General features: G+C 63.8%; 23 protein-coding genes, 1 tRNA gene and 2 riboswitches. Of the genes, 8 read left to right on the top strand and 16 right to left on the bottom strand.

Translation table 11 applies throughout. The features are described 5' to 3' along the window. Nucleotides 1-72 precede the first annotated feature (72 nt). From flgG to flgB, 6 genes are read right to left on the bottom strand one after another with little or no spacing between them, the layout of a single operon-like run. Nucleotides 73-861 (bottom strand): flagellar basal-body rod protein FlgG, encoded by a 789-nt coding sequence (flgG, locus tag NCT05_RS00280; RefSeq protein WP_008352544.1) that lies wholly within the window; start codon nucleotides 859-861, stop codon nucleotides 73-75. A gap of 57 nt (nucleotides 862-918) precedes the next feature. Next, nucleotides 919-1671, bottom strand: a complete 753-nt coding sequence (gene flgF / locus NCT05_RS00285; RefSeq protein ID WP_008352543.1) for a flagellar basal-body rod protein FlgF — start codon at nucleotides 1669-1671, stop codon at nucleotides 919-921. Between the two features lie 49 nt (nucleotides 1672-1720). Further along, nucleotides 1721-2968, bottom strand: a complete 1248-nt coding sequence (gene flgE / locus NCT05_RS00290; RefSeq protein ID WP_008352542.1) for a flagellar hook protein FlgE — start codon at nucleotides 2966-2968, stop codon at nucleotides 1721-1723. Nucleotides 2969-3013: 45 nt separating this feature from the next. Then, complete coding sequence (locus tag NCT05_RS00295) at nucleotides 3014-3736, bottom strand: flagellar hook assembly protein FlgD (RefSeq protein WP_008352541.1); 723 nt, start codon at nucleotides 3734-3736, stop codon at nucleotides 3014-3016. 23 nt (nucleotides 3737-3759) lie between these two features. Beyond that, nucleotides 3760-4185, bottom strand: a complete 426-nt coding sequence (flgC, locus tag NCT05_RS00300; protein WP_008352540.1) for a flagellar basal body rod protein FlgC — start codon at nucleotides 4183-4185, stop codon at nucleotides 3760-3762. Between the two features lie 18 nt (nucleotides 4186-4203). Next, on the bottom strand, nucleotides 4204-4683 hold the full coding sequence (gene flgB, locus NCT05_RS00305) for a flagellar basal body rod protein FlgB (RefSeq protein ID WP_008352539.1): 480 nt from the start codon (nucleotides 4681-4683) through the stop codon (nucleotides 4204-4206). Nucleotides 4684-4923: 240 nt separating this feature from the next. Here flgB and flgA point away from each other — a divergent pair, with 240 nt between their 5' ends. From flgA to flhA, 5 genes are all read left to right on the top strand, one after another. Next, nucleotides 4924-6234 carry a flagellar basal body P-ring formation chaperone FlgA gene (gene flgA / locus NCT05_RS00310; RefSeq protein ID WP_250501566.1) on the top strand — a complete coding sequence of 437 codons (1311 nt, stop codon included), beginning with the start codon at nucleotides 4924-4926 and terminating at the stop codon, nucleotides 6232-6234. 170 nt (nucleotides 6235-6404) lie between these two features. After that, the gene (gene flgM / locus NCT05_RS00315; protein ID WP_008352536.1) at nucleotides 6405-6746 is read left to right on the top strand and encodes a flagellar biosynthesis anti-sigma factor FlgM; all 342 of its coding nucleotides are present in this window, start codon (nucleotides 6405-6407) and stop codon (nucleotides 6744-6746) included. Nucleotides 6747-6826: 80 nt separating this feature from the next. Next, nucleotides 6827-7261 (top strand): flagella synthesis protein FlgN, encoded by a 435-nt coding sequence (locus NCT05_RS00320; protein ID WP_008352534.1) that lies wholly within the window; start codon nucleotides 6827-6829, stop codon nucleotides 7259-7261. Between the two features lie 219 nt (nucleotides 7262-7480). Continuing rightward, nucleotides 7481-8689, top strand: coding sequence for a flagellar biosynthesis protein FlhB (flhB, locus tag NCT05_RS00325; protein ID WP_250501567.1), 1209 nt, complete (start codon nucleotides 7481-7483; stop codon nucleotides 8687-8689). Then, nucleotides 8686-10791, top strand: a complete 2106-nt coding sequence (flhA, locus tag NCT05_RS00330; RefSeq protein ID WP_008352531.1) for a flagellar biosynthesis protein FlhA — start codon at nucleotides 8686-8688, stop codon at nucleotides 10789-10791. Before flhB ends, flhA begins: the two co-directional genes overlap by 4 nt. 9 nt (nucleotides 10792-10800) lie before the next feature. Here the strand turns inward: flhA and NCT05_RS00335 are convergent, their stop codons facing one another. The 7 genes from NCT05_RS00335 to gcvT form a co-directional block, all read right to left on the bottom strand. Further along, entirely contained in the window at nucleotides 10801-11553 is a 753-nt protein-coding gene (locus NCT05_RS00335; protein ID WP_008352529.1) for a hypothetical protein, read from the bottom strand. Further along, nucleotides 11547-12044 carry a hypothetical protein gene (locus NCT05_RS00340; RefSeq protein WP_250501568.1) on the bottom strand — a complete coding sequence of 166 codons (498 nt, stop codon included), beginning with the start codon at nucleotides 12042-12044 and terminating at the stop codon, nucleotides 11547-11549. The genes NCT05_RS00335 and NCT05_RS00340 overlap by 7 nt, the downstream gene beginning before the upstream one ends. A 140-nt stretch (nucleotides 12045-12184) precedes the next feature. Beyond that, a complete protein-coding gene (locus tag NCT05_RS00345) occupies nucleotides 12185-13573 on the bottom strand; it encodes an L-serine ammonia-lyase (protein ID WP_239295435.1) in 1389 nt (462 codons plus the stop codon). A gap of 21 nt (nucleotides 13574-13594) precedes the next feature. Continuing rightward, nucleotides 13595-14698 (bottom strand): alginate lyase family protein, encoded by a 1104-nt coding sequence (locus NCT05_RS00350; protein WP_502801768.1) that lies wholly within the window; start codon nucleotides 14696-14698, stop codon nucleotides 13595-13597. 124 nt (nucleotides 14699-14822) lie between these two features. Further along, nucleotides 14823-17753 (bottom strand): aminomethyl-transferring glycine dehydrogenase, encoded by a 2931-nt coding sequence (gene gcvP / locus NCT05_RS00355; protein WP_250501569.1) that lies wholly within the window; start codon nucleotides 17751-17753, stop codon nucleotides 14823-14825. Nucleotides 17754-17815: 62 nt separating this feature from the next. Beyond that, complete coding sequence (gene gcvH, locus NCT05_RS00360) at nucleotides 17816-18196, bottom strand: glycine cleavage system protein GcvH (RefSeq protein ID WP_008352521.1); 381 nt, start codon at nucleotides 18194-18196, stop codon at nucleotides 17816-17818. Between the two features lie 62 nt (nucleotides 18197-18258). Further along, nucleotides 18259-19383: a glycine cleavage system aminomethyltransferase GcvT gene (gene gcvT / locus NCT05_RS00365; RefSeq protein WP_034472309.1), complete on the bottom strand. Its 1125-nt coding sequence runs from the start codon at nucleotides 19381-19383 to the stop codon at nucleotides 18259-18261. Between the two features lie 116 nt (nucleotides 19384-19499). Continuing rightward, nucleotides 19500-19631, bottom strand: a riboswitch (glycine riboswitch). Nucleotides 19632-19640: 9 nt separating this feature from the next. Continuing rightward, nucleotides 19641-19746, bottom strand: a riboswitch (glycine riboswitch). 197 nt (nucleotides 19747-19943) lie between these two features. Here gcvT and NCT05_RS00370 point away from each other — a divergent pair. Then, nucleotides 19944-20210: a hypothetical protein gene (locus NCT05_RS00370; protein WP_250501570.1), complete on the top strand. Its 267-nt coding sequence runs from the start codon at nucleotides 19944-19946 to the stop codon at nucleotides 20208-20210. A 62-nt stretch (nucleotides 20211-20272) separates the two neighbouring features. On the opposite strand, the gene NCT05_RS00375 is transcribed toward NCT05_RS00370, so the two are convergent. Next, a complete protein-coding gene (locus tag NCT05_RS00375) occupies nucleotides 20273-21316 on the bottom strand; it encodes an oxidoreductase (protein ID WP_175979653.1) in 1044 nt (347 codons plus the stop codon). Nucleotides 21317-21460: 144 nt separating this feature from the next. On the opposite strand from NCT05_RS00375, the gene NCT05_RS00380 reads away from it, so the two are divergent. Then, complete coding sequence (locus NCT05_RS00380; RefSeq protein ID WP_008352515.1) at nucleotides 21461-23548, top strand: UvrD-helicase domain-containing protein; 2088 nt, start codon at nucleotides 21461-21463, stop codon at nucleotides 23546-23548. Between the two features lie 62 nt (nucleotides 23549-23610). Here NCT05_RS00380 and NCT05_RS00385 read toward each other — a convergent pair whose 3' ends face one another. After that, complete coding sequence (locus tag NCT05_RS00385; protein ID WP_250457096.1) at nucleotides 23611-24498, bottom strand: c-type cytochrome; 888 nt, start codon at nucleotides 24496-24498, stop codon at nucleotides 23611-23613. 312 nt (nucleotides 24499-24810) lie between these two features. Here NCT05_RS00385 and NCT05_RS00390 point away from each other — a divergent pair. After that, nucleotides 24811-24886, top strand: a tRNA-Arg gene (locus NCT05_RS00390). A 33-nt stretch (nucleotides 24887-24919) separates the two neighbouring features. On the opposite strand, the gene NCT05_RS00395 is transcribed toward NCT05_RS00390, so the two are convergent. Next, complete coding sequence (locus NCT05_RS00395; RefSeq protein ID WP_250501571.1) at nucleotides 24920-25930, bottom strand: Rieske 2Fe-2S domain-containing protein; 1011 nt, start codon at nucleotides 25928-25930, stop codon at nucleotides 24920-24922. Between the last annotated feature and the right edge of the window lie 133 nt (nucleotides 25931-26063).

Here is a 26063-nt window from a genome sequence, read left to right on the forward strand (position 1 = left end):
AACTCTTCTGAAGCGGATTCAGGCATCAGTGTGACGCCATCGCCGCGATTCCCATCCGTCGAATAGAGGGGATTAAACCTGCATTTGCGAAAGCGTCTGCAACATCTGGTCGGACGTGGTCACGGCCTTGCTGTTGATTTCGTACGCGCGCTGGGTCTGGATCATGTTGACCAGTTCCTGCACCACGTTGACGTTCGACGCTTCCACATAACCCTGTTGCAGCGAGCCCGCGCCGTTCAGTCCCGGCTGCGACACGTTCGGCGCGCCCGAGCTGCTCGTTTCCGAGAACAGGTTTTCGCCGCGCGCATCGAGGCCGGCCGGGTTGATGAAGGTCGCGAGCGTGACCTGGCCGACCGTCGTGCTGGTCGACGTGTTCGCGGTCGTCACCGACACCGTGCCGTCCGAACCGATGGTGATCCCCGTCGCGTTCTGCGGAATTGTGATCGCCGGATTCAGCTGATACCCGCTCGACGTGACGAGCTGGCCTTGCGAGTTCGTCTGGAACGAGCCGTCGCGGGTGTAGGCGGTCGAGCCGTCGGGCATCGTCACCTGGAAGAAGCCCTGGCCGTTGATCGCGACGTCCTTCGAATTGCCGGTCTGCTGCAGGTTGCCCTGCGTGTAGAGGCGCTCGGTCGCGACCTGTTGCACGCCGGTGCCGAGCTGCACGCCCGATGCGAGTTCGGTCTGCTGCGTCGAATTCGCGCCCGGCTGGCGCGTCGTCTGATACAGCAGATCCTCGAACACCGCGCGCGAGCCCTTGAAGCCGTTCGTGCTCACGTTGGCGAGGTTGTTCGAGATGGTGTCCATCTGCGCTTGCTGCGCATTCATGCCGGTCGCGGCGATGTAGAGAGAGCGATTCATCTTGTTTCGTATCCTGTGTAGCCGGCGTTTGCCGCGTGTTTGCAGCCTGTTTGCCGCTTAAGAGAAGTTGAGCAGCTTGTTGGCCGACTGTTCGTTCTGGTCCGCCGATTCCATCAGCTTCGTCTGCATCTGGAATTGCCGCGCGTTGGTGATCATCGAGACCATCGCGGCAACCGGATTCACGTTGCTGCCTTCGAGCGCGCCGCCGGCCACGACCACGTTCGGATCCGCGTCGGCGGGGTCGCCGCCGGCGGTGCGAAAGAGCCCGTCATCGCCGCGCGTGAGCGTCGCCGGATCGGGATTCACGAGCTTGAGCTGATCGACGACCGCGATCGCCGTCGGCGGGTCGCCGGGAATCAGCGCGGAGATCGTGCCGTCCTTGCCGATGGTGACTTCCGCGCCCGGCGGAATCGACAGCGGACCGCTGTTGCCCAGCACCGGCAGATTGTTCGCCGTGACGAGCTGGCCGTTCTGATCCACATGCAGATTGCCGGCGCGCGTGTAAGCCTCGCTGCCGTCGGCGGCCTGCACGGACAACCAGCCCTGTCCCTGAACGGCGACATCGAGCGGATTGCCCGTCTGCTGGATCGGGCCTGCCGAGTAGTCCGCGTTCGGCGTCGACGAAAGCACGAAAGTGCGCGTCGTGCCATCGGCGGACTGGTCTTCGAACGACATCGGCACCTGGCGGAACGCCGCGAGCTGCGCCTTGAAACCCGTGGTCGACGTGTTCGCGAGGTTGTTCGCCACGACGGCCTGCTGCTCGAGCGCCTGGCTCGCGCCGGTCATCGCGGTGTAGATCAGACGGTCCATGAATCGCTTTCCTTCTTCCTAATGCGTCAAATTCGCGTGCAGACGACGGTTACAGATTGATCAGCGTCTGATCGACGGTCTGCTGCGTCTTGATCGTCTGCGCGTTCGCCTGATAGTTGCGCTGCGCGGTGATCAGATTCACGAGCTCGCTCGTCAGGTCGACGTTGGAGTTCTCCACCGCGCCGCCCTGCAGCGTGCCGTGGTTGGTCGAGCCCGGCACGCCGACTTGCGGTGCGCCCGACGCCGAGGTCTGCGCGTAGACGTTGCCGCCGAGATCCTGCAGGCCGTTCTGGTTGTTGAAGTTGGCGATGGCGATCTGCCCGAGCGCCTTTGTTTGGCCGTTCGAGTAGTTGCCCGTCAGCGTGCCGTCGGTGCTGACCGTGAAGCCCGTCAGCTCGCCCGTGCTGTTGCCGTCCTGCGCGATGTTGGTCACGCCGTCTTTCGCGCCGTACTGCGTGGTGCCGTTGAGGTCGATCGTCAGCGCTTGCTGCGTCGCGCCGCCGTCCCCGCCGTTCGGAATCGAGAACGTGAACTTGCCGGTTGCCGCCGTCGCCGCGCCGCTCGAATCGGTCGTCGAGGTCAGCGTGCCCGACGAATTGAACGCCATCGTGCCGAGCGAAATCGGCGCGCTGACCGGGTCGCCGTAGGTCGCGTAGGCTTGCCACGTATTCGTCGTCGCGCTCTTCTGGAAGTACACGGACACTTTCTGCGTGCCGCCGAGCGAGTCGTATACATCGACGGACGTCGACTGGTTGAAGGTCGTCGAATCGGTCGGATCGAAGGCGCCGGTCGGCGCGGTGTCCTGCGAGTTCAGGTTGAACGCGGCCGTGATGTTCTTGGTCGCGGTCGGCGCGACGTTCGACGTCGGCACGGTCAGCGGCACGGTGCTCGCGCTGTTGACGACGCCGTCCGAGTTCGCGGCGTAACCCATCAGTTGCAGGCCCGCCGAGTTGACGATGCGGCCCTGGTTGTCGAGATGGAACACGCCGTTGCGCGAATACACGATCGAGCCGTTGTTCGACAACTGATAGAAACCGTTGCCGTTGATCGCGACATCGAGCGCCTGGTTGGTCGTCGTGATCGTGCCTTGCGAGAACTGCTGCTGCACTTCGGCGAGCTTCGTGCCGATGCCGATCTGGTTGTTCACGGCCGTGGCCATCGAATTCGCGTACATGTCGGCGAATTGCGCGGAGCCCTGCTTGAAGCCGACCGTGTTCGCGTTGGCGATGTTGTTGCCGATGACGTCGAGATCGCTCGATGCAGCGCCCAGACCGCTCAGTGCTTGTTGGTAACTCATTTGATGTTTCTCCGTAACGAGCCCGCGCCCGTCCTGAAATTGGATTTAGAGGATCGACGCGACGCCCGACAGCGCGACCGTGGAGCCGTTCGACAGCTTGAGGCCCGGCGCACCGCCGGACATCTGCACGACGCTTTGCACTTGCGAAGCCGACAGCGTCGTCGCGGTCGCCTGCTGGCCGTTGATCGTGCCTTGCGCGGTGATCGTGTACGTGCCGTCGGCGAGCGTGGCGCCCTTCGAATCGACCGGCGTCCAGCCCGTCACCGGCACGACGCCCGCGCCTTGCGCGCCGAGGTCGAGCGTGTTGACGATCTGGCCCGACGAGTTCTTCACGACGATCTGCAGGTCGCTCACGTCGTTGGCCAGTTGCACGCCGAAGCTCGACGACTTGCCGCTCGACACCGTCATGTTGTTGCCCGCGGCGAGCACGTTCGAGCCGATGAGCAGCGCCGCCTGCGTCTGCTGGCCGGCGGAAAGCTGAGTCGCGAGCGAGGACAGCGACGTGTTCAGCTGGCCGATGCCCGTCACCGTGTTGATCTGCGCGAGCTGCGAGGTCATCTGCGAGCTGTCGGCGGGATTCGTCGGATCCTGGTTCTTGAGCTGCGTCACGAGCAGCGTCAGGAATGTGTTCTGCAGATCCGACGCCGATTGCGCGCCGGTCGCCGAGGTCGATGACGTCGACGAGCTCGACGATGCGCCGTTCATGGTGTCGAGCAGCGTCTGCGACACCGTGGTGCCGTTGCTGCCGATGGTTGTGCTGGTCGTCACGTTGTGTTCCTTGAGTGTCTCTATCAGGTTCCGATGGTCAGGGTCTTGAGCATCAGTTGCTTGGCGGTGTTGAGCGTCTCGACGTTCGCCTGATAGGAACGCGACGCGGAAATCATGTTGACCATCTCCTGCACCGGATCGACGTTGGGCAGCGTCACATAGCCGTCCGCGTTCGCCGCCGGGTTGCTCGGGTCGTAGCTGGTCTTCATCGGGCTCGGATCGTCGACGACGCCCGTCACCTGCACGCCGCCGACCTGCTGGCCCGACGCGGTCTTCGCGCCGCCGAGCGGATCGACCGCGAACACGACCTGCTTGGCCTTGTACGGCTTGCCGTCGGGGCCGGTCGTGCTGTCCGCGTTCGCGAGGTTGGACGCGGTGACGTTCAGGCGCTGCGCCTGGGCTGACATCGCCGAGCCGGCGACGTTGAAGATGTTCATCAAGGAAGGCATGTGTTTCTCCTACTGCGCTCAACTGTTCGACGTAATCGCCGACAACATCGATTTGATTTGCGACGACAGCACCGTCATGCCCGCCTCGAAGTGCAGCGCGTTGTCCGCGAACTGCACGCGTTCCGAGTCGAGATCCACCGTGTTGCCGTCGAGCGACGGCTGGCTCGGCACGCGATAGGCGAGCTTGCCGTAGTCGTCGCTCGGGCCGCCCGACGCGGACAGCGTCGACGTGCCGCTCATGTGGCCCTTGGCCGTCGTCGCCATGCCGCCGCTCGTGCTGACGCGGACGGGTTGCGCCATCTTCAGCGTCGAGCCGTTCGATGCGCTGCCGCCCTGCTTGAGCGCGCCCGCGAGCGCGCTCGAAAAGTCGACGTCGCGCGCCTTGTAGCCGGGGGTGTCGGCGTTGGCGATATTCGACGACAGCAATTCCTGCCGATACGCGCGCACGTCGAGCGCCTCGCGGCCAAATGCGAATTCCTTGTCGAGTCTGTCAAGCATTGCGGTTTCTCCTGTCGGCAGCGCCGGGGCCTTTTTGCATGACACGCATCTTAGGAGCGGCGCGCAATAACTAATCCGACGAATAACCGGGAAACGGGGCCTCTATTCGACGCTTGCGTTATCCGGCCGATATCTAGAATTCGTCTCGTTGCCGATTGCGGGTCTTTTTCCCGCCGCAAACGGATCAATGCAGTCGCCGCATCGTTTGCGGCCCGATCGAATCAGGTACGGAGAAAGTCGATGAGCAGGTCCGCGAAACGTGCATCGAACCCTACGGCTCGCGCCGCAGCGACGTTCGCGCGCCGCACGCTGCGCGGTCTGGCCGGCGTGTCTCTATGGATGGGAGTGGCTGCGCTCGCACAGGCGCAGCAGGCCGACGGCCCGATCGTCATTCCGGGCAACGCCGAAACCAATCCGGCCGCCGCAGCCGACATGGCCCAAAAGCTGACGGCACGCGCCGCGACGCCCGTTGCCGCGGCGCCCGCGCCTGAAATGACGCGTCCGGGCCCGAGCGGCTATCGCGCCGCGACCAAAGCCGCCGACGCCGCGATGCGCAACGCCGCGCTCGAACTCGACGCCCGCGCCGACGCCGCCGACGATTCGATGAACAGCGCGATGAACAGCGCGATGAACAGCGCGATGAACGACGCGAGCGGCATGATCGTGATTCCCGGACCGGGCGAAGCGAAGCCTGCGCGCGCGGTTGCGGTTGCGGCGCCTGCGCTTCAGAAAGCGCCGGCCGCATCCGCTTCGCGCGAGGTGATGCCCGTCGTCGTGACGCGCGACGATGGCGTCGTCCGCGGCGCGAGCGTCAAACCCGTCGCGGCCAGCCCCGCGACGCCCGTCGCCGCCGCCGCTTCGCCGATGAAGCGCGTGAGCTTCAATCCGTCGGCGGCAGCAGCAACGCCGGCCGCAGCGGCAGCCGCCACCATGCAAGACGGCGAATCGATCCGCCTCACCGCGCTCAACTTTCTTCAGCAGCAGGCCGCCGGCTTGCCGGGCAAGGTCGACATCACCGTGACGCCGGTCTTTCCGCGCGGTCTCGCGGCGTGCTCGGCGCTCGATCCGTTCATGCCGACGGGCGCGCGCCTCTGGGGTCGACTGACGGTCGGCGTGCGCTGCGTCGGCGAGCGTCCGTGGACGCTTTACGTGCAGGCGCGCGTATCGATCAACGCCACTTACTACACCGCCGCGCGCGCAATCGCGCCGGGCGAAGTGCTGAGCAACGCCGATCTCGTCGCCCGCGACGGCGATCTCACCGTGATGCCGCAGGCCATCGTCACCGATCCGGCTCAGGCCGTCGGCGCAGTCGCACTGTCGCGCGTGCCGGCCGGCCTGCCGCTGCGCACCGACATGCTGCGCGCGTCGACGTCGGTGTCGATCGGCCAGACCGTGCACGTCGTCGCCGGCGGCTCCGGATTCTCGATTTCCGCCGACGGCACCGTGATGAACAACGCGGCGCCCGGCCAGCAAGTACGCGTCAAAACCGCCGGTGGCCAGATCATCACCGGCATCGTGAAGGACAGTCAGACGGTGGAAGTGGCCCTGTAAAACGGGATGTGTTCGGTCCCCCACACTTGTTTCATTTTGTTGCAAATGCGCTCGATGCCCGCCAAATAAGGCTCAGAGCGCGATAGGCAGAGCGAACGGCAGTTGGCAGTCCGGCGTCAGGGTAAAGTTTTCAAGACCCGTCGCCGTTAAAGGACTCAACACGTTCGGGAATGGACATCGTGAAGATCGAATCGAATAGCAACACCAATCTGGCTGGCCTTCAAGACAATCTGCCGCGCGCGTCGCAAAACGACGCGAAAGGTGCCGCGGGCACCGTGCAGCAATCGCAAGCGGGCGCGAGCCCGGCGAAGAATTCGACGGTGAGTCTGTCGTCGGTTTCGAGCGACTTGCGCGCATCGAGCGGCTCGGACATCGACACGGCGAAAGTCGAGTCGATCAAGGCCGCAATCCGCGACGGCAGCCTGAAGATGGACACCAGCAAGATCGCCGACGGCATTTTGAGCACCGCTCGCGACCTGCTGCAAACGAGAACCCCGCCGACCGGCGGCTGAACGCTTCCGTAGCGCCTTCCGCGTGACGGCGAGCGTTGGCGACACCGGGCGGCTTTTCAAACCGCTTTTCGAGCGATGCAATGAGAGACGCCCTGCTTGCCACTGTCACCGAAGAAGTCGCCGCTGTTCTGGCCTTCGAATCCCTCCTCGAGGTCGAGGAAAAAGCGCTGATCGCCGCGCAGCCGCTTCCGGCGCTGCCGACGATCATCGAGAACAAGACCGCGCTCACCGAACGCATCTCCGCTCTCGAAAAGGCGCGCGACGAACAATTGAACGCGCTCGGTTTTCCCGGCGGCTTCGTCGGCATGGAAGCGGCCGCTGCGGGCGACAGCAAGATCGCCGAGCAATGGGCGCTGCTCACCGCCGCGGCCCGCCGCGCGAAACAGGGCAACAACAACAACGGCGTGCTGATCCGCACCCGCATGGAATACAACCGCAAGGCGCTCGCCGCGTTGCAGGTCGCTCCGTCGAAGGGCGGCTTCTACGGTCCGGACGGCCGCGTGCCCGGCGCCTGATCGCCTGTCATTGCCGTTTCTCGCCTCTCGAACGGCGCGCGCTTCTCGCGAGGCGCGCGCCGCTTTTGTTTCCCGCGCTTTCATCGGCCGAATAACCCCCTTTTCCCCGGCTTTATCCGCCGATGGCTGCTCGACGCCTTCCGCAATAATCGCTTTCATCAAAAAGCGGCTTCGTGCCGCTCGCATGTGAAACCGATGGAAGCGATGGAGTAAGGCCCGGTGGCAGAAGAAAGCGATCTCGAAAAAACCGAATCAGCGACTCCCAAGCGCCTGGAAAAGGCGCGGGAGGACGGTCAGGTTGCGCGTTCGCGCGAGCTCGCGTCGTTCGCGCTGCTGGCGGCGGGTTTTTTCGGCGTGTGGGCGTTGTCGGGGCCGATCAACCAGCATTTGCAGACGATTCTTCGCGGCGCGTTCACGTTCGATCACGCGACGGTGCTCGACACGCACCAGATGATGATCGGCGCGGCAAACGCGGGCCGGGAAGGTCTCTTCGCCGTTTTGCCCGTGCTGCTGCTGACCGGATTCGCCGCGCTCGTCGCGCCGATGGCTCTCGGCGGCTGGCTCATCACGACGAAACCGCTCGCGCCGAACTTCGGGCGTCTGAATCCGATCAGCGGTCTCGGCAAGATTTTCTCGATGCAAGGACCGGTGCAGCTCGGCATGTCGCTCTTGAAGACGGCGGTGGTCGGCGGCATGGCGGGCTGGGCGATGTGGAGCCGCAAGGCCGAAGTGCTCGGCCTTTTGACGAAGCCGCTCGATCTCGCGCTCGCCGACGCGATGCACATGATCTTCGTGTGCTGCGCGATGGCGATCGGCGGACTGTTTCTCGTCGCGGCCGTCGACGTGCCGTATCAGCTTTACTCGCACGCGAAGAAGCTGCGCATGAGCAAGGAAGAAGTGAAGCGCGAGCACAAGGAAAACGAAGGCGATCCGCACATCAAGGGCAAGATCCGCCAGCAGCAGCGCGCGGCCGCGCGTCGCCGGATGATGCAGGCGATTCCGACCGCCGATGTCATCGTCACGAACCCGACGCACTTCGCCGTCGCGCTGAAGTACGCCGACGGCGAGATGCGCGCGCCGAAGGTGGTCGCGAAGGGCGTGAATCTGGTCGCGGCGCGTATCCGCGAACTGGGCCGCGAGCACAACGTGCCGCTGCTCGAAGCGCCGCCGCTCGCGCGTGCGCTGTATCACAACGTCGAGATCAACCGCGAGATTCCGGGCGCGTTGTACGGCGCGGTCGCGCAAGTGCTGGCGTGGGTCTACCAGCTCAAGCGCTACAAGGAAGATGGCGGCATCAAGCCGGACGAACCGTCCGATCTCAAGGTGCCGAAGGAACTGGACAAAGGCGGCGTTTCCGACGCCGACGCCGATCAGGAGGCTGCCGAAGCCCTGGCTGGCGACAACACTGACAATGGAGCCGCAGCATGAACGCGCGCGCTGGATTTTTCGCCAAACGGCCCGACGCGCTGGGCACGCAGAACCTTCGCGCCTTAGCCGGCCCGATCCTGATCTGCATGATCTTGGGCATGATGATTCTGCCCTTGCCGGCGTTCCTGCTGGATCTGTTGTTCACCTTCAACATCGCGCTGTCGGTGATGGTGCTGCTCGTCAGCATGTACACGCAAAAGCCGCTCGACTTCGCCGCGTTCCCGAGCGTGCTGCTGTTCTCGACGCTGCTGCGCCTGTCGCTGAACGTCGCGTCGACGCGTATCGTGCTGCTCGAGGGTCACACCGGCCCGGACGCGGCCGGTCAGGTGATCGAATCGTTCGGGCACTTTCTCGTCGGCGGGAATTTCGCGGTCGGTATCGTCGTGTTCGTGATTCTGATGATCATCAACTTCATGGTGATCACGAAGGGCGCGGGACGTATCGCCGAGGTCGGCGCGCGCTTCACGCTCGATGCGATGCCCGGCAAGCAGATGGCCATCGACGCCGATCTGAACGCCGGTCTCATCAACGAGGAAACGGCGAAGAAGCGCCGTCAGGCGGTCGCGCAGGAAGCCGAGTTCTACGGTTCGATGGACGGTGCGTCGAAGTTCGTGCGCGGCGACGCGATCGCGGGCTTGCTCATCATGGTCATCAACGTGGTGGGCGGGCTGATCGTCGGCATGCTCCAGCACGACATGGACTTCGGGCACGCGGCGACCAACTACACGCTGCTCACGATCGGCGACGGCCTCGTCGCGCAGATTCCGTCGCTCATCATCTCGACGGCGGCGGGCGTGATCGTGTCGCGCGTCGCGACCGAGGAAGACATCGGCACGCAGCTGACCGGCCAGTTGTTCCAGAACCCGCGCGTCTTGATGATTACAGGCGTGATCATCGGCGTGATGGGCCTGATTCCGGGCATGCCGCACTTCGCGTTCATGCTGCTCGGCGGCGGCCTCATCTACGCCGCGCGCACGATGAACAAGCGCGCCGAAGCGAAGAAGAAAAGCGCCGTCACCGATGTCACGCCGCTCCAGGCGAGCGCGGCTGCGGCTTCCGCCGAAAATGCCGAGGCCAGTTGGGAGGACGTGTCGCTCATCGATCCGCTCGGGCTCGAGGTGGGTTATCGCCTGATTCCGCTCGTCGATCGCAACAGCGACGGCGAATTGCTCAAGCGGATCAAGGGCATCCGTAAGAAATTCGCGCAGGAAATCGGCTTTTTGCCGCCGGTCATCCACATTCGCGACAATCTCGAACTGCGGCCGAACGGTTATCGCATTGCGCTGAAGGGCGTGGAAGTGGGCGTCGGCGAGGCGTTTCCGGGTCAGTGGCTCGCGATCAATCCGGGACAGGTCTCGGCCGCGCTGCCGGGCGCGCAGACGCAGGATCCGGCGTTCGGTCTGCCGGCGGTGTGGATCGATACGAATCTGCGCGAACAGGCTCAGGTCTACGGCTACACGGTCGTCGATGCGAGCACGGTCGTCGCGACGCATTTGAATCACCTCGTCGTGACGCATGCTGCCGAATTGCTCGGCCGTCAGGAAGTGCAGGCGCTGCTGGAGCGCATCGGCAAGGACACGCCTTCGCTGACGGAAGATCTCGTGCCGAAGGTCATTTCGCTTACGACGCTGCAGAAGGTGTTGCAGAACCTGCTGGACGAAAGCGTGCCGATCCGCGACATGCGTACGATTCTCGACGCGTTGCAGGAACACGCGCCGCGTGTTTCGGATGCACACGATCTCACGGCGGCGGTACGTCTCGCGCTGGGCCGCGCGATCACGCAGCAGTGGTATCCGGGCAACGACGATCTGCAGGTGATGGGCCTCGATCCGACGCTGGAGCGCGTGCTGTCGCAGGCATTGTCGACGGGTCCGAATCCGGGACTGGAACCGGGACTCGCGCAGACGCTGATGAACTCGACGCAAAACGCGATCATGCGTCAGCAGAACCTGGGCTTGCCGCCGGTGCTGCTCGTGCAGCATTCGCTGCGCGCGATGCTGGCGCGGTTCCTGCGCCGGAGCTTGCCGCAGTTGAAGGTGATCTCGTATGCCGAAGTGCCGGATACGAGGAATGTGAAGGTGGTGAATTTGATTGGGGCGTGATGTTCCGCTTCAATGAAGGACCGAACCGATCAGACTTCGAAGGTTTCGCGCATCGAAGACGACGGTCTTCCAGGTGTAGTAGTTGGCGCGTTCGAACTGTGCCTTGCCGACGGCTAACTGACTCTCGGCGATCGCCAGTATGTGCCCTGACTTCTTTGCCTCGCGATACTGCATGTGAATCAATTCCCCTTCCAGGAGTCGCGTGTCGCTCATGGCTGCAATGACGATCGACGGCGTCGGCGTCTCGATCACGTGGTCCGCGATGAATTTCCCTGAGATGGGCAGTTCGACCTCGGCATAGTGCTTCAAGTCGAATTCTTGGGCTATGTCGGCAATCGTGCGTGACAAGCGTCCCTTGAAATCACTTCCCGATCGGCGTTCGACGCGCGACGTCGCCACACCGTAAAGCTGCTGCGCCGCCTCGGCCACGCGAAACACGTACGGGACCACCAGCCGCTCGTCCATTGTCGTGGCGCGAATGACTTCGTCGTTGCAAAGACGCGCCGGACTGTACTGCAAAAGGCTCTGCGACCACTGCTCGACGGCGCCGGACTCGACGTCCCCGCCGATCATGCTGGCGCAAAGGCAAGCCTCACCGTTCTCGTCGATCGAAAACGCGCCATCGCGAACGCGCACTCGAACCACCACGCGATCTCCGGTGCCCGGATACTCGAGCGGAGTGACGATGCGAAACACGTCACGCGGATCTTCGTGAACTTCGAAGAGCGCGCATACCGTTCGCTTCAGGAATTCGGCTAACACAATAAATCGCCTTGACCGTTTTGCTCGTTAGAGATCGTGATGCCTGTCGCTCGGCAAAATAGGACGATGAGCGCCGAGCGATCATCTGTGACGCGCGGATCGAAAATTCGAGATGACTTGAGGTTAAGCTCCGGCGCGCCCGGCAGCAAGCGATTCCGATAATCGATGGTCGTTTCGCAGGGCATCTTGCAATGCACGCCTTTATGGCTCGGATGATAGTGAAACTCCAACAGCGGATACAAATCGCCTTGAGGCAAAGTCCAGAGCAGGTGTCCGTAGAACGATCGATCCATTAGCTCTTCGCCATCGCGCCACATGAACAGCACGCAGTGCGCATCCGAAACGAGAATCAGATCGGTGGCCTGGACACGCGGACGCGCCATTCTGCTGAATGGCTTCGGCCACTTGCTCTTGTTCATCTGCCTGAACTTGGGCGACGCAGTCAGCGTCTTGAACGCCTGCTTGTGGGCAAGCAATTGATCGGATTCCAATGCTGCTCTCTCGGTCTGCAATCGGCAAAATCTGTCTTGGATTCCGCTGATGCTAACCGCGTCCGCACCGCAAATTTATCTCGTACAACGAATGTTTCAGTCATCGATAAAGCGGCTTGTCCGCAGGCAACCCCTAGCGCTCAACACTCCACGATATTCACCGCCAATCCGCCGCGCGAAGTCTCTTTATATTTGGTCTTCATATCCGCGCCCGTCTCCCTCATGGTCTTGATTACCGAATCGAGCGAAACGTAGTGCGATCCGTCCCCGCGCATCGCCATGCGCGCCGCGTTGACCGCCTTGACCGAACCCATCGCGTTACGCTCGATGCACGGAATCTGCACCATTCCGCCGACCGGATCGCACGTCAGCCCGAGGTTATGCTCCATGCCGATTTCCGCCGCATTCTCGACTTGCGCCGGCGTGCCGCCGAGCACCGCGGCCAGCGCGCCCGCCGCCATCGAACACGCGACGCCGACTTCGCCCTGACATCCGACTTCCGCGCCGGAAATCGACGCATTCATCTTGTACAGAATGCCGATGGCCGCAGCCGTCAGCAAAAAATCGATCACGCCTTGCGTATTCGATCCCGGCACGAAGCGATCGTAGTAATGCAACACCGCCGGAATGATGCCCGCCGCGCCGTTGGTCGGCGCCGTCACGACGCGTCCGCCGATCGCGTTCTCCTCGTTCACGGCAATCGCGTAGAGATTGATCCAGTCGATCATCGACAACGGATCGCGCAACGCCTGCTCGGGCTTTTCAGCCAGCGCGCGATAAAGCTGCGGCGCGCGCCGCTTCACCTGAAACGGCCCCGGCAGATGCCCTTCCGCTTCCGGATTGCCGATGCCGCACCCGCGCGCGACGCAATCCTGCATCACGTCCCAGATGCGCAGCAGCCCGCTGCGAATCTCGTCTTCCGAACGCCACACGCGCTCGTTTTCCCACATCAGTTGCGCGATCGATTTGCGCGAGTCCGCGCACATCTTCATCAGCTCGTCGCCGGTCTGGAACGGATACGGCAACTGCTCGTGCGCCGTCAGCACCGCCGTGTTCGCCGCGCCCGCCGTCACGACGAATCCGCCGCCAACAGACAGATATGTCGCCTCGCGCAGCAACGCGCCGTTCGCATCGAACGCGTAGAGCTTCATGCCGTTCGGATGCTCCGGCAGCGCCTGCCGGTAGAACGCGATGTTCTCCTTGATCGTGAACGGAATCTTGCGCGCGCCGAGCAGCGCGAGCGTTTTCGACGTCCGCACTTGCTCCAGGCGCGGCACGATGCTCGAAGCATCGACGGTATCGGGCGCGTCGCCCATCAGGCCGAGCATCACGCCGCGATCGGTGCCGTGGCCCTTGCCCGTCGCGCCGAGGGAGCCGTACAGCTCGCATTTCACCGATGCCGTCGATTCCAGCAGTTCGTCGCGCTCGAGCCCCTGCGCGAACATCAACGCGGCGCGCATCGGTCCGACGGTGTGCGAGCTCGAAGGTCCGATGCCGATCTTGAAGAGGTCGAATACGCTGACTGCCATGACATCACCTGACTGAAAGAATTAACGCGCCGGCAGCGGCAGACACACCGCGAGCCACGCGGGGGGCGCGGGCGCGAGCCGCAGCGCCACCGGCGCGTAGCGGCCGTCGAGACGCGCCGCGAGATGAAAGAGTTCCGCCGCGTTCCTCGGATCCCACTGACCCGAGTAACCCGGCAATCCTGCTTCGCGCCGCTTGGCGTCGAAAGGAACGGACGACTTCACGAATTCGTCGTGCGTCTTCGTGCCGAGCGCGTACGGCGTGAGCCAGTTGAGCGCCACGGCCAGCGTCGCACCCGACTGCGCGCGCTCCGGCAGCCAGTTGCGGTTGTGCCTGCGCGCAGCGAGCGCCGCCGTCACGAGCGGCTGAAGATCGTAGGTGACGTAGCGCAGCGCATCGCGTTCGGCGAAATCGACCGTGGATCCGTCCGGCGCGATGTTGTCGCCGATATGTTCGATAAAAAGCCGCTGCGCCGCGTTGATGAGCTTGCGGTCGTCGATGGTGAACGCGCCCATCGCCACCAGCTTCACGCGATGGCTCTGCCAGTTGTTGCGATAGCTGCCGGTCAGCGGGCGCGGCTGCTTGTCCATATCGTCGATATAACCGCTCACCATCTTCGTGATGAACGCGTTCGCCGCGTTGCGCGTCTTGACCGGCAGCGCGCTCGCCGTGAGGTCGTACGCGAGAATCAGCGATTCGAAATTCGTTTCGTCGATCGGATTGAAGCTCGGCTGATACGTGGTCGTCCACGCGAACAGGAAGCGGTCGACGAGACGCAGGTAACGTTCGTCGCCGGTCGCGCGCCACGCGAGCGCGGCGTCGCGCATCAGGCCGAGGTCTTTCTCCGCTTCGACGCTTTCGTCGTAGATGCCTTCGTGCGGCAGCGTGCCTTCCGTATGCAGCTTCGCGCGCGGCTTCGGCTGATCGTTCACGCGCGACTGCACCATTTTCACGAGGGCCTTCACACCGGGATCGGCGTTGGTGCGCTCGCTCGTCTGCATCGCGGGCGCGGCGCAGAAATTCATCGCGGCGTGCGCGGACGATGCGGCAAGCGACATCACCCCGAGCATCGCCAGCGCCGCGCACGCGCGGGTCGTCCCTTTCACCTCTCGCACCTTGAGCGCCATGTGAACTCCCTGTTTTGGCTTTTGGTCCGGGGTGAGATGTTAGCCGTTCTGGAACGCGCCGCAAAACCGCCCGACGAAGCTTTACGCTTTCGGGCGGCGCTCTCTCAGGTTCGTGCGCGTAGCCTTACTCGTCCGCGTATTCCGATACCGGCACGCACGAGCACATCAGATTGCGGTCGCCATAAGCGTTGTCCGCACGGCCGACCGGCGACCAGTACTTGCGCGCGATCAGCGACTTCAGCGGATACGCGGCCGCTTCGCGCGTGTACTTGTGCTCCCACGCATCCGATGCGACGACCGCCGCCGTGTGCGGCGCGTTCTTCAGCACGTTGTCCTCGCGATCGGCGCGGCCTTCTTCGACCGCGCGGATTTCCTCGCGGATCGCGATCATCGCGTCGATGAAGCGGTCGAGCTCCTCCTTCGATTCCGATTCCGTCGGCTCGACCATCAGCGTGCCCGGAACCGGGAAGCTCATCGTCGGCGCGTGGAAGCCGTAGTCGATCAGGCGCTTCGCGACGTCTTCCACCGAGATGCCGCTCGATTCCTTGATCGGACGCACATCGAGAATGCATTCGTGCGCGACCAGTCCGCCCGCGCCGCTGTACAGCACCGGATAGTGCGGCGCGAGACGCTTCGCGACATAGTTCGCCGCGAGAATCGCGCTTTCGGTGGCGGCGGTGAGGCCGCTCGCGCCCATCATCGCGATGTACATCCACGAGATCGGCAGGATCGCGGCCGAGCCGTACGGCGCCGACGACACCGCGCCGATGCCTGCTTCATCGCGCTTGTAGCCAGTGGACGTCTGATTCGGCAGGAACTTCGCCAGATGCGCGCCGACCGCGACCGGACCGACGCCCGGTCCGCCGCCGCCGTGCGGAATGCAGAACGTCTTGTGCAGATTCAAGTGCGATACGTCGCCGCCGAACTGGCCGGGCGCGCAGAGACCGACCATCGCGTTCATGTTCGCGCCGTCGACATACACCTGGCCGCCGTGCGCGTGCACGATGTCGCAGATTTCGCGGACGTTGCGCTCGAACACGCCGTGCGTCGACGGATACGTGATCATGATCGCCGCGAGATTCGGCGAATGCTTTTCGGCCTTCGCCTTCAGATCGTCGATATCGACGTTGCCGTTCGCATCGCACGCGACGACGACGACCTGCATGCCCGCCATCTGCGCCGACGCCGGATTCGTGCCGTGCGCGGACGCCGGAATCAGACACACGTTGCGATGCCCTTCGCCGCGCGACTCGTGATACGCGTGAATGATGAGCAAGCCCGCGTACTCGCCTTGCGAACCGGCGTTCGGCTGCAACGACACCGCCGCGTAACCCGTGCACGCGACGAGCATCTGTTCGAGCTGATCGATCATCGTGCGATAGCCGACCGTCTGCTCGGCGGGCGCGAACGGATGAATCGCCGCGAACTCGGGCCACGTGACCGGCAGCATTTCCGAGGTCGCGTTGAGCTTCATCGTGCAGGAACCGAGCGGGATCATCGTGCGGTCGAGCGCGAGGTCTTTATCCGCGAGACTGCGCAGATAGCGCAGCATTTCGTGCTCGGAGTGGTGGCGATTGAAAACCGGATGCGTCAGATACTCGCTCGTGCGGTGCAGTGCCTGCGGCAGCGAATCCGTCACCGATTGATCGAGCGCGTCGATATCGAACGTTTCGGTCTTGCCCGCGACTTCCGCAAAGAGCGCGAAGAGCTTCTGCAAGTCGTCGCGCGTGGTGGTTTCATCGAGCGAAACGCCGACCTGGCTCGCGCTCACATGACGCAGATTGATGTGCGCGGCGTACGCGGCCTGATGCAGCGCGGTCGTGCTCGCGCCGCTTTCGATCGTGACGGTATCGAAGAACGTGTCGTTCGCTATCGTGTAGCCGAGCTTCTTTACGCCCGCCGCAAAGATCGACGCCACGCGATTCACGCGCAGCGCGATCGTCTTGAGACCGCGCGGGCCGTGATAGACCGCGTACATGCTCGCCATGATCGCGAGCAGCGCCTGCGCCGTGCAGACATTCGACGTCGCCTTCTCGCGACGGATGTGCTGCTCGCGCGTCTGGAGCGCGAGACGCAGCGCCGGATTGCCCTGCGCATCGACGGTCACGCCAACGAGACGGCCCGGCATCTGGCGCTTGAATTCATCGCGCACGGCCATGTATGCCGCGTGCGGCCCGCCAAAACCGACCGGCACGCCGAAACGCTGCGTATTGCCGATCGCGACATCCGCGCCCCATTCGCCCGGCGGCGTGATGAGCGTCAGCGCGAGCAGATCCGCCGCGGCGACCACATGGCCGCCCGCCGCGTGGATCGCTTCGGCGAGCGCGCGATAGTCGCGCACATCGCCGTTCGCGCCCGGATATTGCAGCAGCACGCCGAATGCATTCGCGCTGGCGGCATCGGCGGCGGGACCGACTTTCACGTCGATGCCCGCCGGCTTCGCGCGCGTCTTCACGACTTCGATCGTCTGCGGCAGCACGTCGTCGGCAACGTAGAACACGTTCGACTTCGGCTTGCCGATGCGTTGCAGCAGCGTCATCGCTTCGGCGGCGGCGGTGGATTCGTCGAGCAGCGAGGCGTTGGCCATCGCGAGGCCAGTCAGGTCCATGACCATCTGCTGGAAATTGAGCAGCGCTTCGAGGCGCCCTTGCGAAATTTCCGGCTGATAGGGCGTGTATGCCGTGTACCACGCCGGATTTTCGAGCACGTTGCGCAGGATCACCGCCGGCGTGTGCGTGCCGTAGTAACCCTGGCCGATGTAAGTCCGGAACACCAGATTCTCGTCCGCCAGCTTGCGCAGATACGCGAGCGCTTCCGCCTCGCTTTTCGGCTGCGTGAACGCGCCGAGCGGCAGCGTGTCCTTGCGGCGGATCGATTCAGGAATCACCGCGTCGATGAACGCCGCGCGCGACGCGAAACCGAGCGCGTCGAGCATCGCGCGCTGGTCGGCATCATCGGGGCCGATGTGCCGCTCGGCGAATGCGTCGTGGCATTCGAGCGCGGCGAGTGACAGGGATGTGCGGTTCATCAGGCGATCCGGGTGTTCGAGCTTCATGTGAATTCCTGCGACGCGGCTCGCTCTTGGTCTGCGCGAGCCGCCATCGTCATTGAGATGGGTTATTCGCCGATCGACTTGCCGTAGCCTTCGGCGTCGAGCAGCTTGTCGAGCGTGGCGTCGCCGGCCGGCTTGATCTTGAAGAGCCAGCTTTCGTACGGCGCGCCGTTGACCTGATCGGGCGCCGAAGTCAGCGCGTCGTTCGATGCGACGATCTCGCCCGACACCGGCGCGTAAATATCGGAAGCGGCCTTCACCGATTCGATCACCGCGATCGCGTCGCCCGCCGCAACGGTCTTGCCCGCCGCGGGCAGTTCGACGAACACGATGTCACCGAGCGCTTCCTGCGCGTGATCGGTGATGCCGACGGTCAGCGTGCCATCGGATTCGGTGCGGACCCATTCGTGCGATTCGGTGTATTTCAGATCGGCCGGGATGCTCATTGGATGCTCCTTGCGTGGTTCTTTCGTGAGGTTCTTGATCGGAGGAAACGGGCGCGACGGCTTCAGGAAAGCTCAACCAGAACCTTGCCGTTGCGCACGAACGGAAGTTTTACCACGCGCGCCGGCAGTTGCTTGTCGCGGATGACGACCTGCACCGTGTCGCCGACGGCAACACCCGTGGGCACGCGCGCGAACGCGATCGACTCCTGCATCGACGGCGAAAACGTGCCGCTCGTGATTTCGCCGTCGCCGCGTTCCGTGACGACTTTCTGATGCGCGCGCAGCACGCCGCCCGCCTTGCCGTTTTCCTTGATGAGCACGAGCCCGACGAAGTTCGCCTTCGAGCCGTGCGCTTCGAGCGCGCTGCGGCCGACGAAATCGCGCGGCGTCTTCAGATCGACGGTCCACGCGAGGCCGGCGTCGAGGGGCGAGACGTTCTCGTCCATGTCCTGGCCGTAGAGGTTCATGCCGGCTTCGAGGCGCAGCGTGTCGCGCGCGCCGAGGCCGGCGGGCTTCACGCCTGCGTCGCGCAAAGCGTTCCAGAGCGCTTCCACATGCGTCGCCGGCACGACGATCTCGAAACCGTCCTCGCCGGTGTAGCCGGTGCGCGCGAGCATCAGTTCGCCGAATTGCGTCGACGGGAAAACGACCGCGTTGAACGGCTTGATGTCCTGCGTCTGCGCGCGCGTGTCCGGCAGCACTTGCCAGGCTTTTTCGCGCGCGTTCGGACCTTGCACGGCGATGATCGCGAGGTCGCGACGCGGCGTGATGGAAAGGTTGAATTCGCCTTCGGCATTCAATTGACCGAACCAGGCGATGTCCTTCTCCGCCGTGCCCGCATTCACGACGACGCGAAAACTCGTTTCGGAGAAGTAGTAGACGATCAGATCGTCGATGACGCCGCCGTCGCCGTTGAGCAGGCAGGAATAGAGCGCTTTTCCGGGCGTCGTCAGCTTGTCGACGTTATTGGCGATCGCGTACTTGAAGAATTCGCGGACGGCCTCGCCTTCGAAATCGACGACGCGCATGTGCGAGACGTCGAACATGCCGGCGTCGGTACGCACCGCGCGGTGCTCGTCGATCTGCGAACCGTAGTTGACGGGCATGTCCCAGCCGCCGAAATCGACCATGCGCGCGTTGAGCGCGAGGTGAGCGGCGTGCAGCGGCGTGTGTTGAAGAGAAGTCATCGGGGCCTCGGTTCGCGAAACAAAAAAGGCCACGCAGCGCACTATTCGCCTGCCGGATGCGCCTTTCGTGCTGCGGAAAGCAGCGCGCAAGGCCCATGCCGCGAGCGGTTGCGATGCGTGACCCCTCTGTCCTCGGTACCTGAGAGATTGCGCGAACCGTGCACGGCTGTGCCGCGGTCCATCGCGCGCCCCTTCGGTGGGCAACTGGCTCAATGACGAAGCCGCTGCCGCTCTCCAGAGTGCGAGGAAACTCGTTCCTCGACGCGGTCGGTCCTTTTGCCTGAGAGTTTGCGGGTATGCCCCTTCGGCGGCGCGGTCTTTCTCGTTGCGATGAAAGGCCACGCGCTCTCCCGACGCGTGCGGCAGAATTTACGCGACCGAATTAGGGTTGTCAAACGGATTCGGACTTGCGCGATTGCGCTTTTCCGCAGATTCGAAACCGATGCAAACGCGCGAGCGTGTATCGACAAATCCGTCGTAGTTTGTTTCAGAAGCAGCGCTTTTTCGCAATGAAATCACGCGTACACTGTTCGGATCGCGTTGATTCCTCTTCGACGAACATGGCCACGATCACCATCAACGGCGTTACTTATACAGGCAACCATGTGTCGGTTCGCGGCGGCCGCGTGCTCGTCGACGGCAAGAACGTGAGCGCCGGCGAAGCGACGCGCATCACGCTCGAAGTGCACGGCGACCTTCAGGCGTTTCAGGCGGACAACTGCGATACGGTCGCGGTTCACGGCGCGGTCGGCGTCGTGTCGACCGTGTCGGGCAACGTGACTTGCGGCGATGTCGGTGCTCGGTGTCGACGGTGTCGGGCAACGTGAACTGCGGCGACATCGCCGGCGAAGTGCGGACGACGTGCGGCAGCGTCAGCCGCCGCTAGGCGTCAGCCGCGCGCGAAGGGCACGCGCCGCCCTTCTTGCTCGCTCTGCATCGCGAGTTCGATGATCGTCATCGTGTCGACTGCGTCCTGAGGCGAAACCGGAAACGGCTTGCCATCCAGAATCGCCGCCGCCAGCGCACGATAAAACTCGACGTACGCGCCATCTTTCGTGGCGAATTCGTGACGCAGATCGAGATCGCCATCGACCTCGCGCAACGTGCCCGGCGGATTCTTCGCGAACTCCGGATTGCCCGGGCGCATCCCCGAACGCAACTGATCTTCCTGCGTATCGAGCCCGTTCTTCACATAACTGCCGCGCGTGCCGTGGATCGCGAAACGCGGCGGCTCCAGCGCCGCGAGCGCGCTCGCGTGCAGGATTACTTCCTTGTCGGCGTAACCGAGCACGAGATGCACGTAGTCCGGCGCGTGCGCGTGGTCGCGATGCGCCTTCACGAACGCCGTCACCGTTTGCGGCGCGCCGAAGAGCGTCAGCGCCTGATCGATCAGATGCGGCCCCAGATCGAACAGCAGGCCGCCGCCGCGCTCCGCTTCCTCACGCCAGCGCTGCGGCACTTTCGGGCGGAAACGGTCGAAATGCGATTCGTAATGCGTGATGCGCCCGAGCCGTCCGCTTTCGATGAGGGCGCGCACCGTCATGAAATCGCCGTCCCAGCGACGGTTGTGAAACGGCGCGAACACGAGCCCTTTCTGCTGCGCGAGATCGGCGAGCGTGCGGGCGTCGCGCGACGAAAGCGTCACCGGTTTGTCGACGACCACGTGTTTGCCCGCCGACAGCGCCCGATGCGCGAGATCGAAGTGCGTGTCGTTCGGCGTCGCGACGACGACGCACTGGAGTTCGTCGATGGCGAGCAGCGCGTCGAAATCCGCGACGATCCGCGCGTTCGGATAATCGGCCTGCGCGCGCTCGGCCTGCGACGTGGCGATGGCCGTGACTTCGGCGCGGCCGCAGTGCTCGATGACGGGCGCGTGAAACGTCGCGCCGGCGAGGCCGTAGCCCATTACGCCGACTTTGAGTGCTGTGTCCATGCGGGCATCGTCCTGTCGTTGAATTGACCGGATATTGTGGCACGAACAGGGGCCGGAACCGCGCCGCCTCTATCGTGTTAACATCGCGCTCTCCTTTCGCGCGCAAGTCACAGCCAGGCGCGCCCAAACTCCAAAGCCAAAACGATGTCCGCTGGTCTGAACGCCGCGCAAAGCGAAGCCGTGCGCTATCTCGATGGTCCCTGTCTCGTGCTCGCCGGCGCGGGCAGCGGCAAGACGCGCGTCATCACGCAGAAGATCGCGCATCTGATCGAAGGGCGCGGCTTCGAGCCGAAGCACATCGCCGCGCTCACCTTCACGAACAAGGCCGCGCTCGAAATGCGCGAGCGCACGGCCAAGCTCCTCGAAGGCAAGACGCTCACGACGCCCGGCAAGGAAGGCCGCAAGATTCCCGTCAATCAGTTGACGATTTGCACGTTCCACTCGCTCGGCGTGCAGATCATGCGGCAGGAAGCGGAACACGTCGGACTCAAGCCGCAGTTCTCGATCATGGATTCCGACGATTGCTTCGGCATGGTTCAGGAACAGCTCGGCACGACGGACAAAGGCCTGATCCGCAAGATCCAGTCGATCATCTCGCTGTGGAAGAACGCGATGGTTTCGCCCGATCAGGCGTCCGTGCTCGCGAGCAACGAGGACGAGCATCAGGCGGCGATCGTCTATCGGAGTTACGCCGCGACGCTGCACGCGTATCAGGCGCTCGATTTCGACGATCTGATCCTGCGTCCCGCGCAGCTTTTCGCGGAGAACGAGCAGGTGCGCGACAAGTGGCAGAACCGCCTGCGCTATCTGCTGATCGACGAATATCAGGACACGAACGCGTGCCAGTATGAACTCGTGAAGCTGCTGGCCGGTCCGCGCGCCGCGTTCACGGCCGTCGGCGACGATGACCAGGCGATCTACGGCTGGCGCGGCGCGACCATTGAAAATCTCGCGCAGCTCGGCAAGGATTTCCCGAAGCTGCATGTCATCAAGCTGGAGCAGAACTATCGCTCGACGGTGCGGATTCTGACGGCGGCGAACAACGTCATCGCGAACAATCCGAAGCTGTTCGAGAAGAAGCTCTGGTCCGAGCACGGCATGGGCGACACGATCACCGTCACCGGCTGCAACGACGAAGAGCACGAGGCGGAATCCGTCGTGTTTCGCTTGTCGGCGCACAAGTTCGAGCGGCGCACGCAGTTTCGCGATTACGCGATTCTCTATCGCGGCAACTTTCAGGCGCGCATCTTCGAACAGGTGTTGCGGCGGGAGCGCATTCCTTATGTGCTCTCGGGCGGGCAATCGTTCTTCGACAAGGCCGAGATCAAGGATCTGATCGCGTATCTGCGGCTGATCGCCAATCCCGACGACGATCCCGCTTTCATCCGCGCGATCACCACGCCGCGACGCGGTGTCGGCAACACGACGCTCGAAGCGCTCGGCGCATTCGCGGGCGCGGCGAAGGTGTCGCTGTTCGAGGCGGTGTTCATGGGCGGCATCGAGGCGCGTCTGTCGGCGCGGCAGGTCGAGCCGCTGCGCACGTTCTGCGAATGGATCCGGCGTCTGTCGGACCGCGCCGCGCGCGATCCCGCGACCGAAGTTCTCGACGACATGATGGAAGCCATCCACTACGAGTCGTATCTCTATGACGCGTACGACGAGCGCCAGGCGCAGTCGAAATGGCAGAACGTGCTCGAATTTCTCGAATGGCTGAAGCGCAAGGGCACGAAGCCGGAAGCCGCGCCGGGCGCGGAGCAGACCGGTTTCGACACCGCCGACGGTTTCGCCGATGAAGGCAAGAACCTGCTCGGCCTGATCCAGACCGTCGCGCTGATGTCGATGCTCGAAGGCAAGGAAGAAGACCCGGATGCAGTGCGCCTGTCGACGGTGCATGCGTCGAAGGGGCTGGAGTATCCACACGTCTTTCTGGTGGGCGTCGAGGAAGGCATCATGCCGCATCGCGGCAGTTCGGACGACGACGCGCCCGTCGACGATTCGCGCATCGAGGAAGAGCGCCGGCTGATGTATGTCGCGATCACGCGGGCGCAGCGCAGTCTGCATCTGAACTGGTGCAAGAAGAGAAAGCGCGCGCGGGAGACGGTGGTGTGCGAGCCGTCGCGGTTCATCCCCGAGATGCTGCTCGACGATGCGCCGCCGCCGACGGCCGAAGAAGCGCCTTTGTCGCCGAAAGATCGCATGGCGATGCTCAAGGCGATGTTGCAGAAGACGTGAACGGTTTGCCGTCTTGCTGATGAAAAACCCCGCTCGCGCGGCCGCTCGCGCAGGGTTTTCGCTTACTTCGCCGCGTTCGCCATGTAATCGACGGCGGCTTTCACATCTGCATCCGATGCGTTCGATCCGCCCTTTGGCGGCATCGCGCCCTTGCCGTGCAGCGCGTAGTTGTAGACGGTGTCCATCGGCTCTTTCAGGCGCGGCGCCCACGCGGCCTTGTCGCCGAACTTCGGCGCGCCGAGCACGCCCGCCGCGTGACACGCCTGACAGACCTGCTCGTAGAGCGCCTTGCCCGCCTGAGCGGCGTCGGCGCTTTGCGCGCCCGCGGCCGGCGCCGCCGATGCAGCCGCCGGCACCGATGCGAGCGCCGCGACCGCTGCGGCGGCCTGAGCATTTTCGTTCGAACTGGCTGCGGCGGGCGCTGCCGCGCTCGATGCAGCCGCGGCGCCCGATGCCGGTTGCGCCGGTTCCGCGAGCTTGCCGCCGCTGCCGTTCGCCATATAGACGACCGCGCGCGCGATTTCGAAGTCGGAGTAATCGTCGGGGCTGGTGCCGCCGCGCGCGGGCATGCCGCCCTTGCCGTTGAGCGCGTTGTGCAGCAGCGTGTCGTAACCTTCGCCGATGCGCGGGGCCCATGCGCCGGCATCGCCGAACTTGGGCGCGCCGGCGGTGCCTGTCGCGTGACAGGCCGAGCACACGGCCTTGAAGACTTCCTCGCCGGACTTGTAGACGCGCGGCGCGTTGGCGTCGCGGACATCGACTTGTGCGGCGGGCGCGATGCGCGCGTTGACCGACTGCTCGATGTCCGTGCCGGCGCCGGTGCGCGTGGAATTGTTCACGTACACCGCGAGCAGGATGATGATGGCGACCGGGATGCCGAATCCCGCGATGACCGCGGCGATGAGTTGGCCGGGTGTCTTGATCGGGGCTCCGTGGGGTGCTTCGCTCATGCTTGTCTCGTCTCCCGTTTTTTGGTGTGAGTCGGTTCAGTGACAGCGTGACAGCTACGGCAGTGCGCTAGGCGCGCCTTGGGGAAAGGCACGGTCGATTATAGACGGAACGCTTAACTGTCGGCGCGGGGTGGCCGGGGCGGTGAAGCGGGCGTTTACCCGAATCGTGTGATGCTTTGTGACTCGTTCCGCGCAGGGCGCTCGGTCCCGCACGATGGACGGCGTCACGGAAAACAGGTATCCTCTCGGATTCGCATGGGCCTTGCAGCCGTCTTACGGCGTGTGTAGTCCTTCCGCAAGACCTTCTCCGATGCGCCCGTAGCTCAATGGATAGAGTACTGCCCTCCGAAGGCAGGGGTTGCTGGTTCGATCCCAGCCGGGCGCGCCAAGCGTTTCCACTCGACAGCCGTCGCAGTCGAAACTACTCGAGTCCGCCCTCGCGGTTCGCCGTCGTCGTCCCCCAACCAAACCCCATCCCCGCCAACCACCTCCTATAAGCCACCGCCATCCGATCGCACTTCTGATGCAACTCCGCATCGAGATCGAGCGGCAAGCGCTGCGGCCATTGCGACTCCACCACCGGCGTGTCCTGCATCAAAATCTCCATATTGAAGTCGTATAGCTCGCGATCGGAATGCGTCGAATCATCCTCGTGAACCGAGACGAGCCACGCGCGCGTCTCTGTCTGCGTCACCGGCGACGCCGCCAGCATGATATGCAGCGCGCCCTGCCCGCCCGACGCCATCTTCGTCAGCTTCGCGATCAAAGGCCGCTTCACGCGATACACATAATCGATCATCGCGCCGCCGCCCTGCCCCGGCATTCCCGCCGGTTGCCAGTATCGGCATTGCCGCGCTTCCAGACCTTCATCGCTCGCGACGACTTCGTAATCGGGCACTTCCGTATGCGTGTCCTCGCCCAGAATCCCCGCATGCACGAACGAGAAATGCGCCATGTCCAGAAAATTCTCGACGACGCGCGGCGCCGACGACCTCACCGTCTGCGGCGCGAGATTGATGCGCCGGCCACCGGGAATCGCGGCTTCGGGAAAGAAATCGAGCGCATACGCAGGCTCGCCGAAACACATCCAGATAACGCCGTACTTCTCTTCGCAAACGAAAGTCGTCGCGCACGCGCGCTTCGACGGACGCAATGAAGGATTCGACGGAATCCGCAAACACTGTCCTTCGATGTCGTAACTCCAGCCGTGATACGGACACACGATCTGATCGCGCATCACATGCCCGAGCGACAACTGCGCGCCCCGATGCGGACAGTAATCGCGCCACGCATGCGCCGCGCCGATGCTGTCCCGCCACACGACGATCCGCTCATCGGCCACGATGAATCCGCGCGCGCCGCCTTCCGGCACGTCTTCGCTATTGCAAACGGGCAGCCATTCGGCAGCTAAAGAAATGGATTCGTCGCGCATCGCCGTGAATGAGAAATGGACGTTCTTAAGCTGTTCTTACACGAAACACAGCGTCTTCGCAAAACGTTGCAAAATAGCGGATCGCTCGCTCGGTGCAACTCGATACCACTCCATTCAGCCGATGCCATGCGAC

This window comes from Caballeronia sp. AZ7_KS35, assembly GCF_023631045.1.
Lineage (GTDB): Bacteria > Pseudomonadota > Gammaproteobacteria > Burkholderiales > Burkholderiaceae > Caballeronia > Caballeronia zhejiangensis.

What these genes read in the sequence shown, in the direction of transcription:
- flgG (WP_008352544.1), bottom strand. Translation starts at nt 861, where the DNA reads ATGAATCGCTCTCTCTACATCGCCGCGACCGGCATGAATGCGCAGCAA.
- flgF (WP_008352543.1), bottom strand. Translation starts at nt 1,671, where the DNA reads ATGGACCGTCTGATCTACACCGCGATGACCGGCGCGAGCCAGGCGCTC.
- flgE (WP_008352542.1), bottom strand. Translation starts at nt 2,968, where the DNA reads ATGAGTTACCAACAAGCACTGAGCGGTCTGGGCGCTGCATCGAGCGAT.
- flgC (WP_008352540.1), bottom strand. Translation starts at nt 4,185, where the DNA reads ATGCCTTCCTTGATGAACATCTTCAACGTCGCCGGCTCGGCGATGTCA.
- flgB (WP_008352539.1), bottom strand. Translation starts at nt 4,683, where the DNA reads ATGCTTGACAGACTCGACAAGGAATTCGCATTTGGCCGCGAGGCGCTC.
- flgA (WP_250501566.1), top strand. Translation starts at nt 4,924, where the DNA reads ATGAGCAGGTCCGCGAAACGTGCATCGAACCCTACGGCTCGCGCCGCA.
- flgM (WP_008352536.1), top strand. Translation starts at nt 6,405, where the DNA reads ATGGACATCGTGAAGATCGAATCGAATAGCAACACCAATCTGGCTGGC.
- NCT05_RS00320 (WP_008352534.1), top strand. Translation starts at nt 6,827, where the DNA reads ATGAGAGACGCCCTGCTTGCCACTGTCACCGAAGAAGTCGCCGCTGTT.
- flhA (WP_008352531.1), top strand. Translation starts at nt 8,686, where the DNA reads ATGAACGCGCGCGCTGGATTTTTCGCCAAACGGCCCGACGCGCTGGGC.
- NCT05_RS00345 (WP_239295435.1), bottom strand. Translation starts at nt 13,573, where the DNA reads ATGGCAGTCAGCGTATTCGACCTCTTCAAGATCGGCATCGGACCTTCG.
- NCT05_RS00350 (WP_502801768.1), bottom strand. Translation starts at nt 14,698, where the DNA reads ATGGCGCTCAAGGTGCGAGAGGTGAAAGGGACGACCCGCGCGTGCGCG.
- gcvP (WP_250501569.1), bottom strand. Translation starts at nt 17,753, where the DNA reads ATGAAGCTCGAACACCCGGATCGCCTGATGAACCGCACATCCCTGTCA.
- gcvH (WP_008352521.1), bottom strand. Translation starts at nt 18,196, where the DNA reads ATGAGCATCCCGGCCGATCTGAAATACACCGAATCGCACGAATGGGTC.
- gcvT (WP_034472309.1), bottom strand. Translation starts at nt 19,383, where the DNA reads ATGACTTCTCTTCAACACACGCCGCTGCACGCCGCTCACCTCGCGCTC.
- NCT05_RS00370 (WP_250501570.1), top strand. Translation starts at nt 19,944, where the DNA reads ATGGCCACGATCACCATCAACGGCGTTACTTATACAGGCAACCATGTG.
- NCT05_RS00375 (WP_175979653.1), bottom strand. Translation starts at nt 21,316, where the DNA reads ATGGACACAGCACTCAAAGTCGGCGTAATGGGCTACGGCCTCGCCGGC.
- NCT05_RS00380 (WP_008352515.1), top strand. Translation starts at nt 21,461, where the DNA reads ATGTCCGCTGGTCTGAACGCCGCGCAAAGCGAAGCCGTGCGCTATCTC.
- NCT05_RS00385 (WP_250457096.1), bottom strand. Translation starts at nt 24,498, where the DNA reads ATGAGCGAAGCACCCCACGGAGCCCCGATCAAGACACCCGGCCAACTC.
- NCT05_RS00395 (WP_250501571.1), bottom strand. Translation starts at nt 25,930, where the DNA reads ATGCGCGACGAATCCATTTCTTTAGCTGCCGAATGGCTGCCCGTTTGC.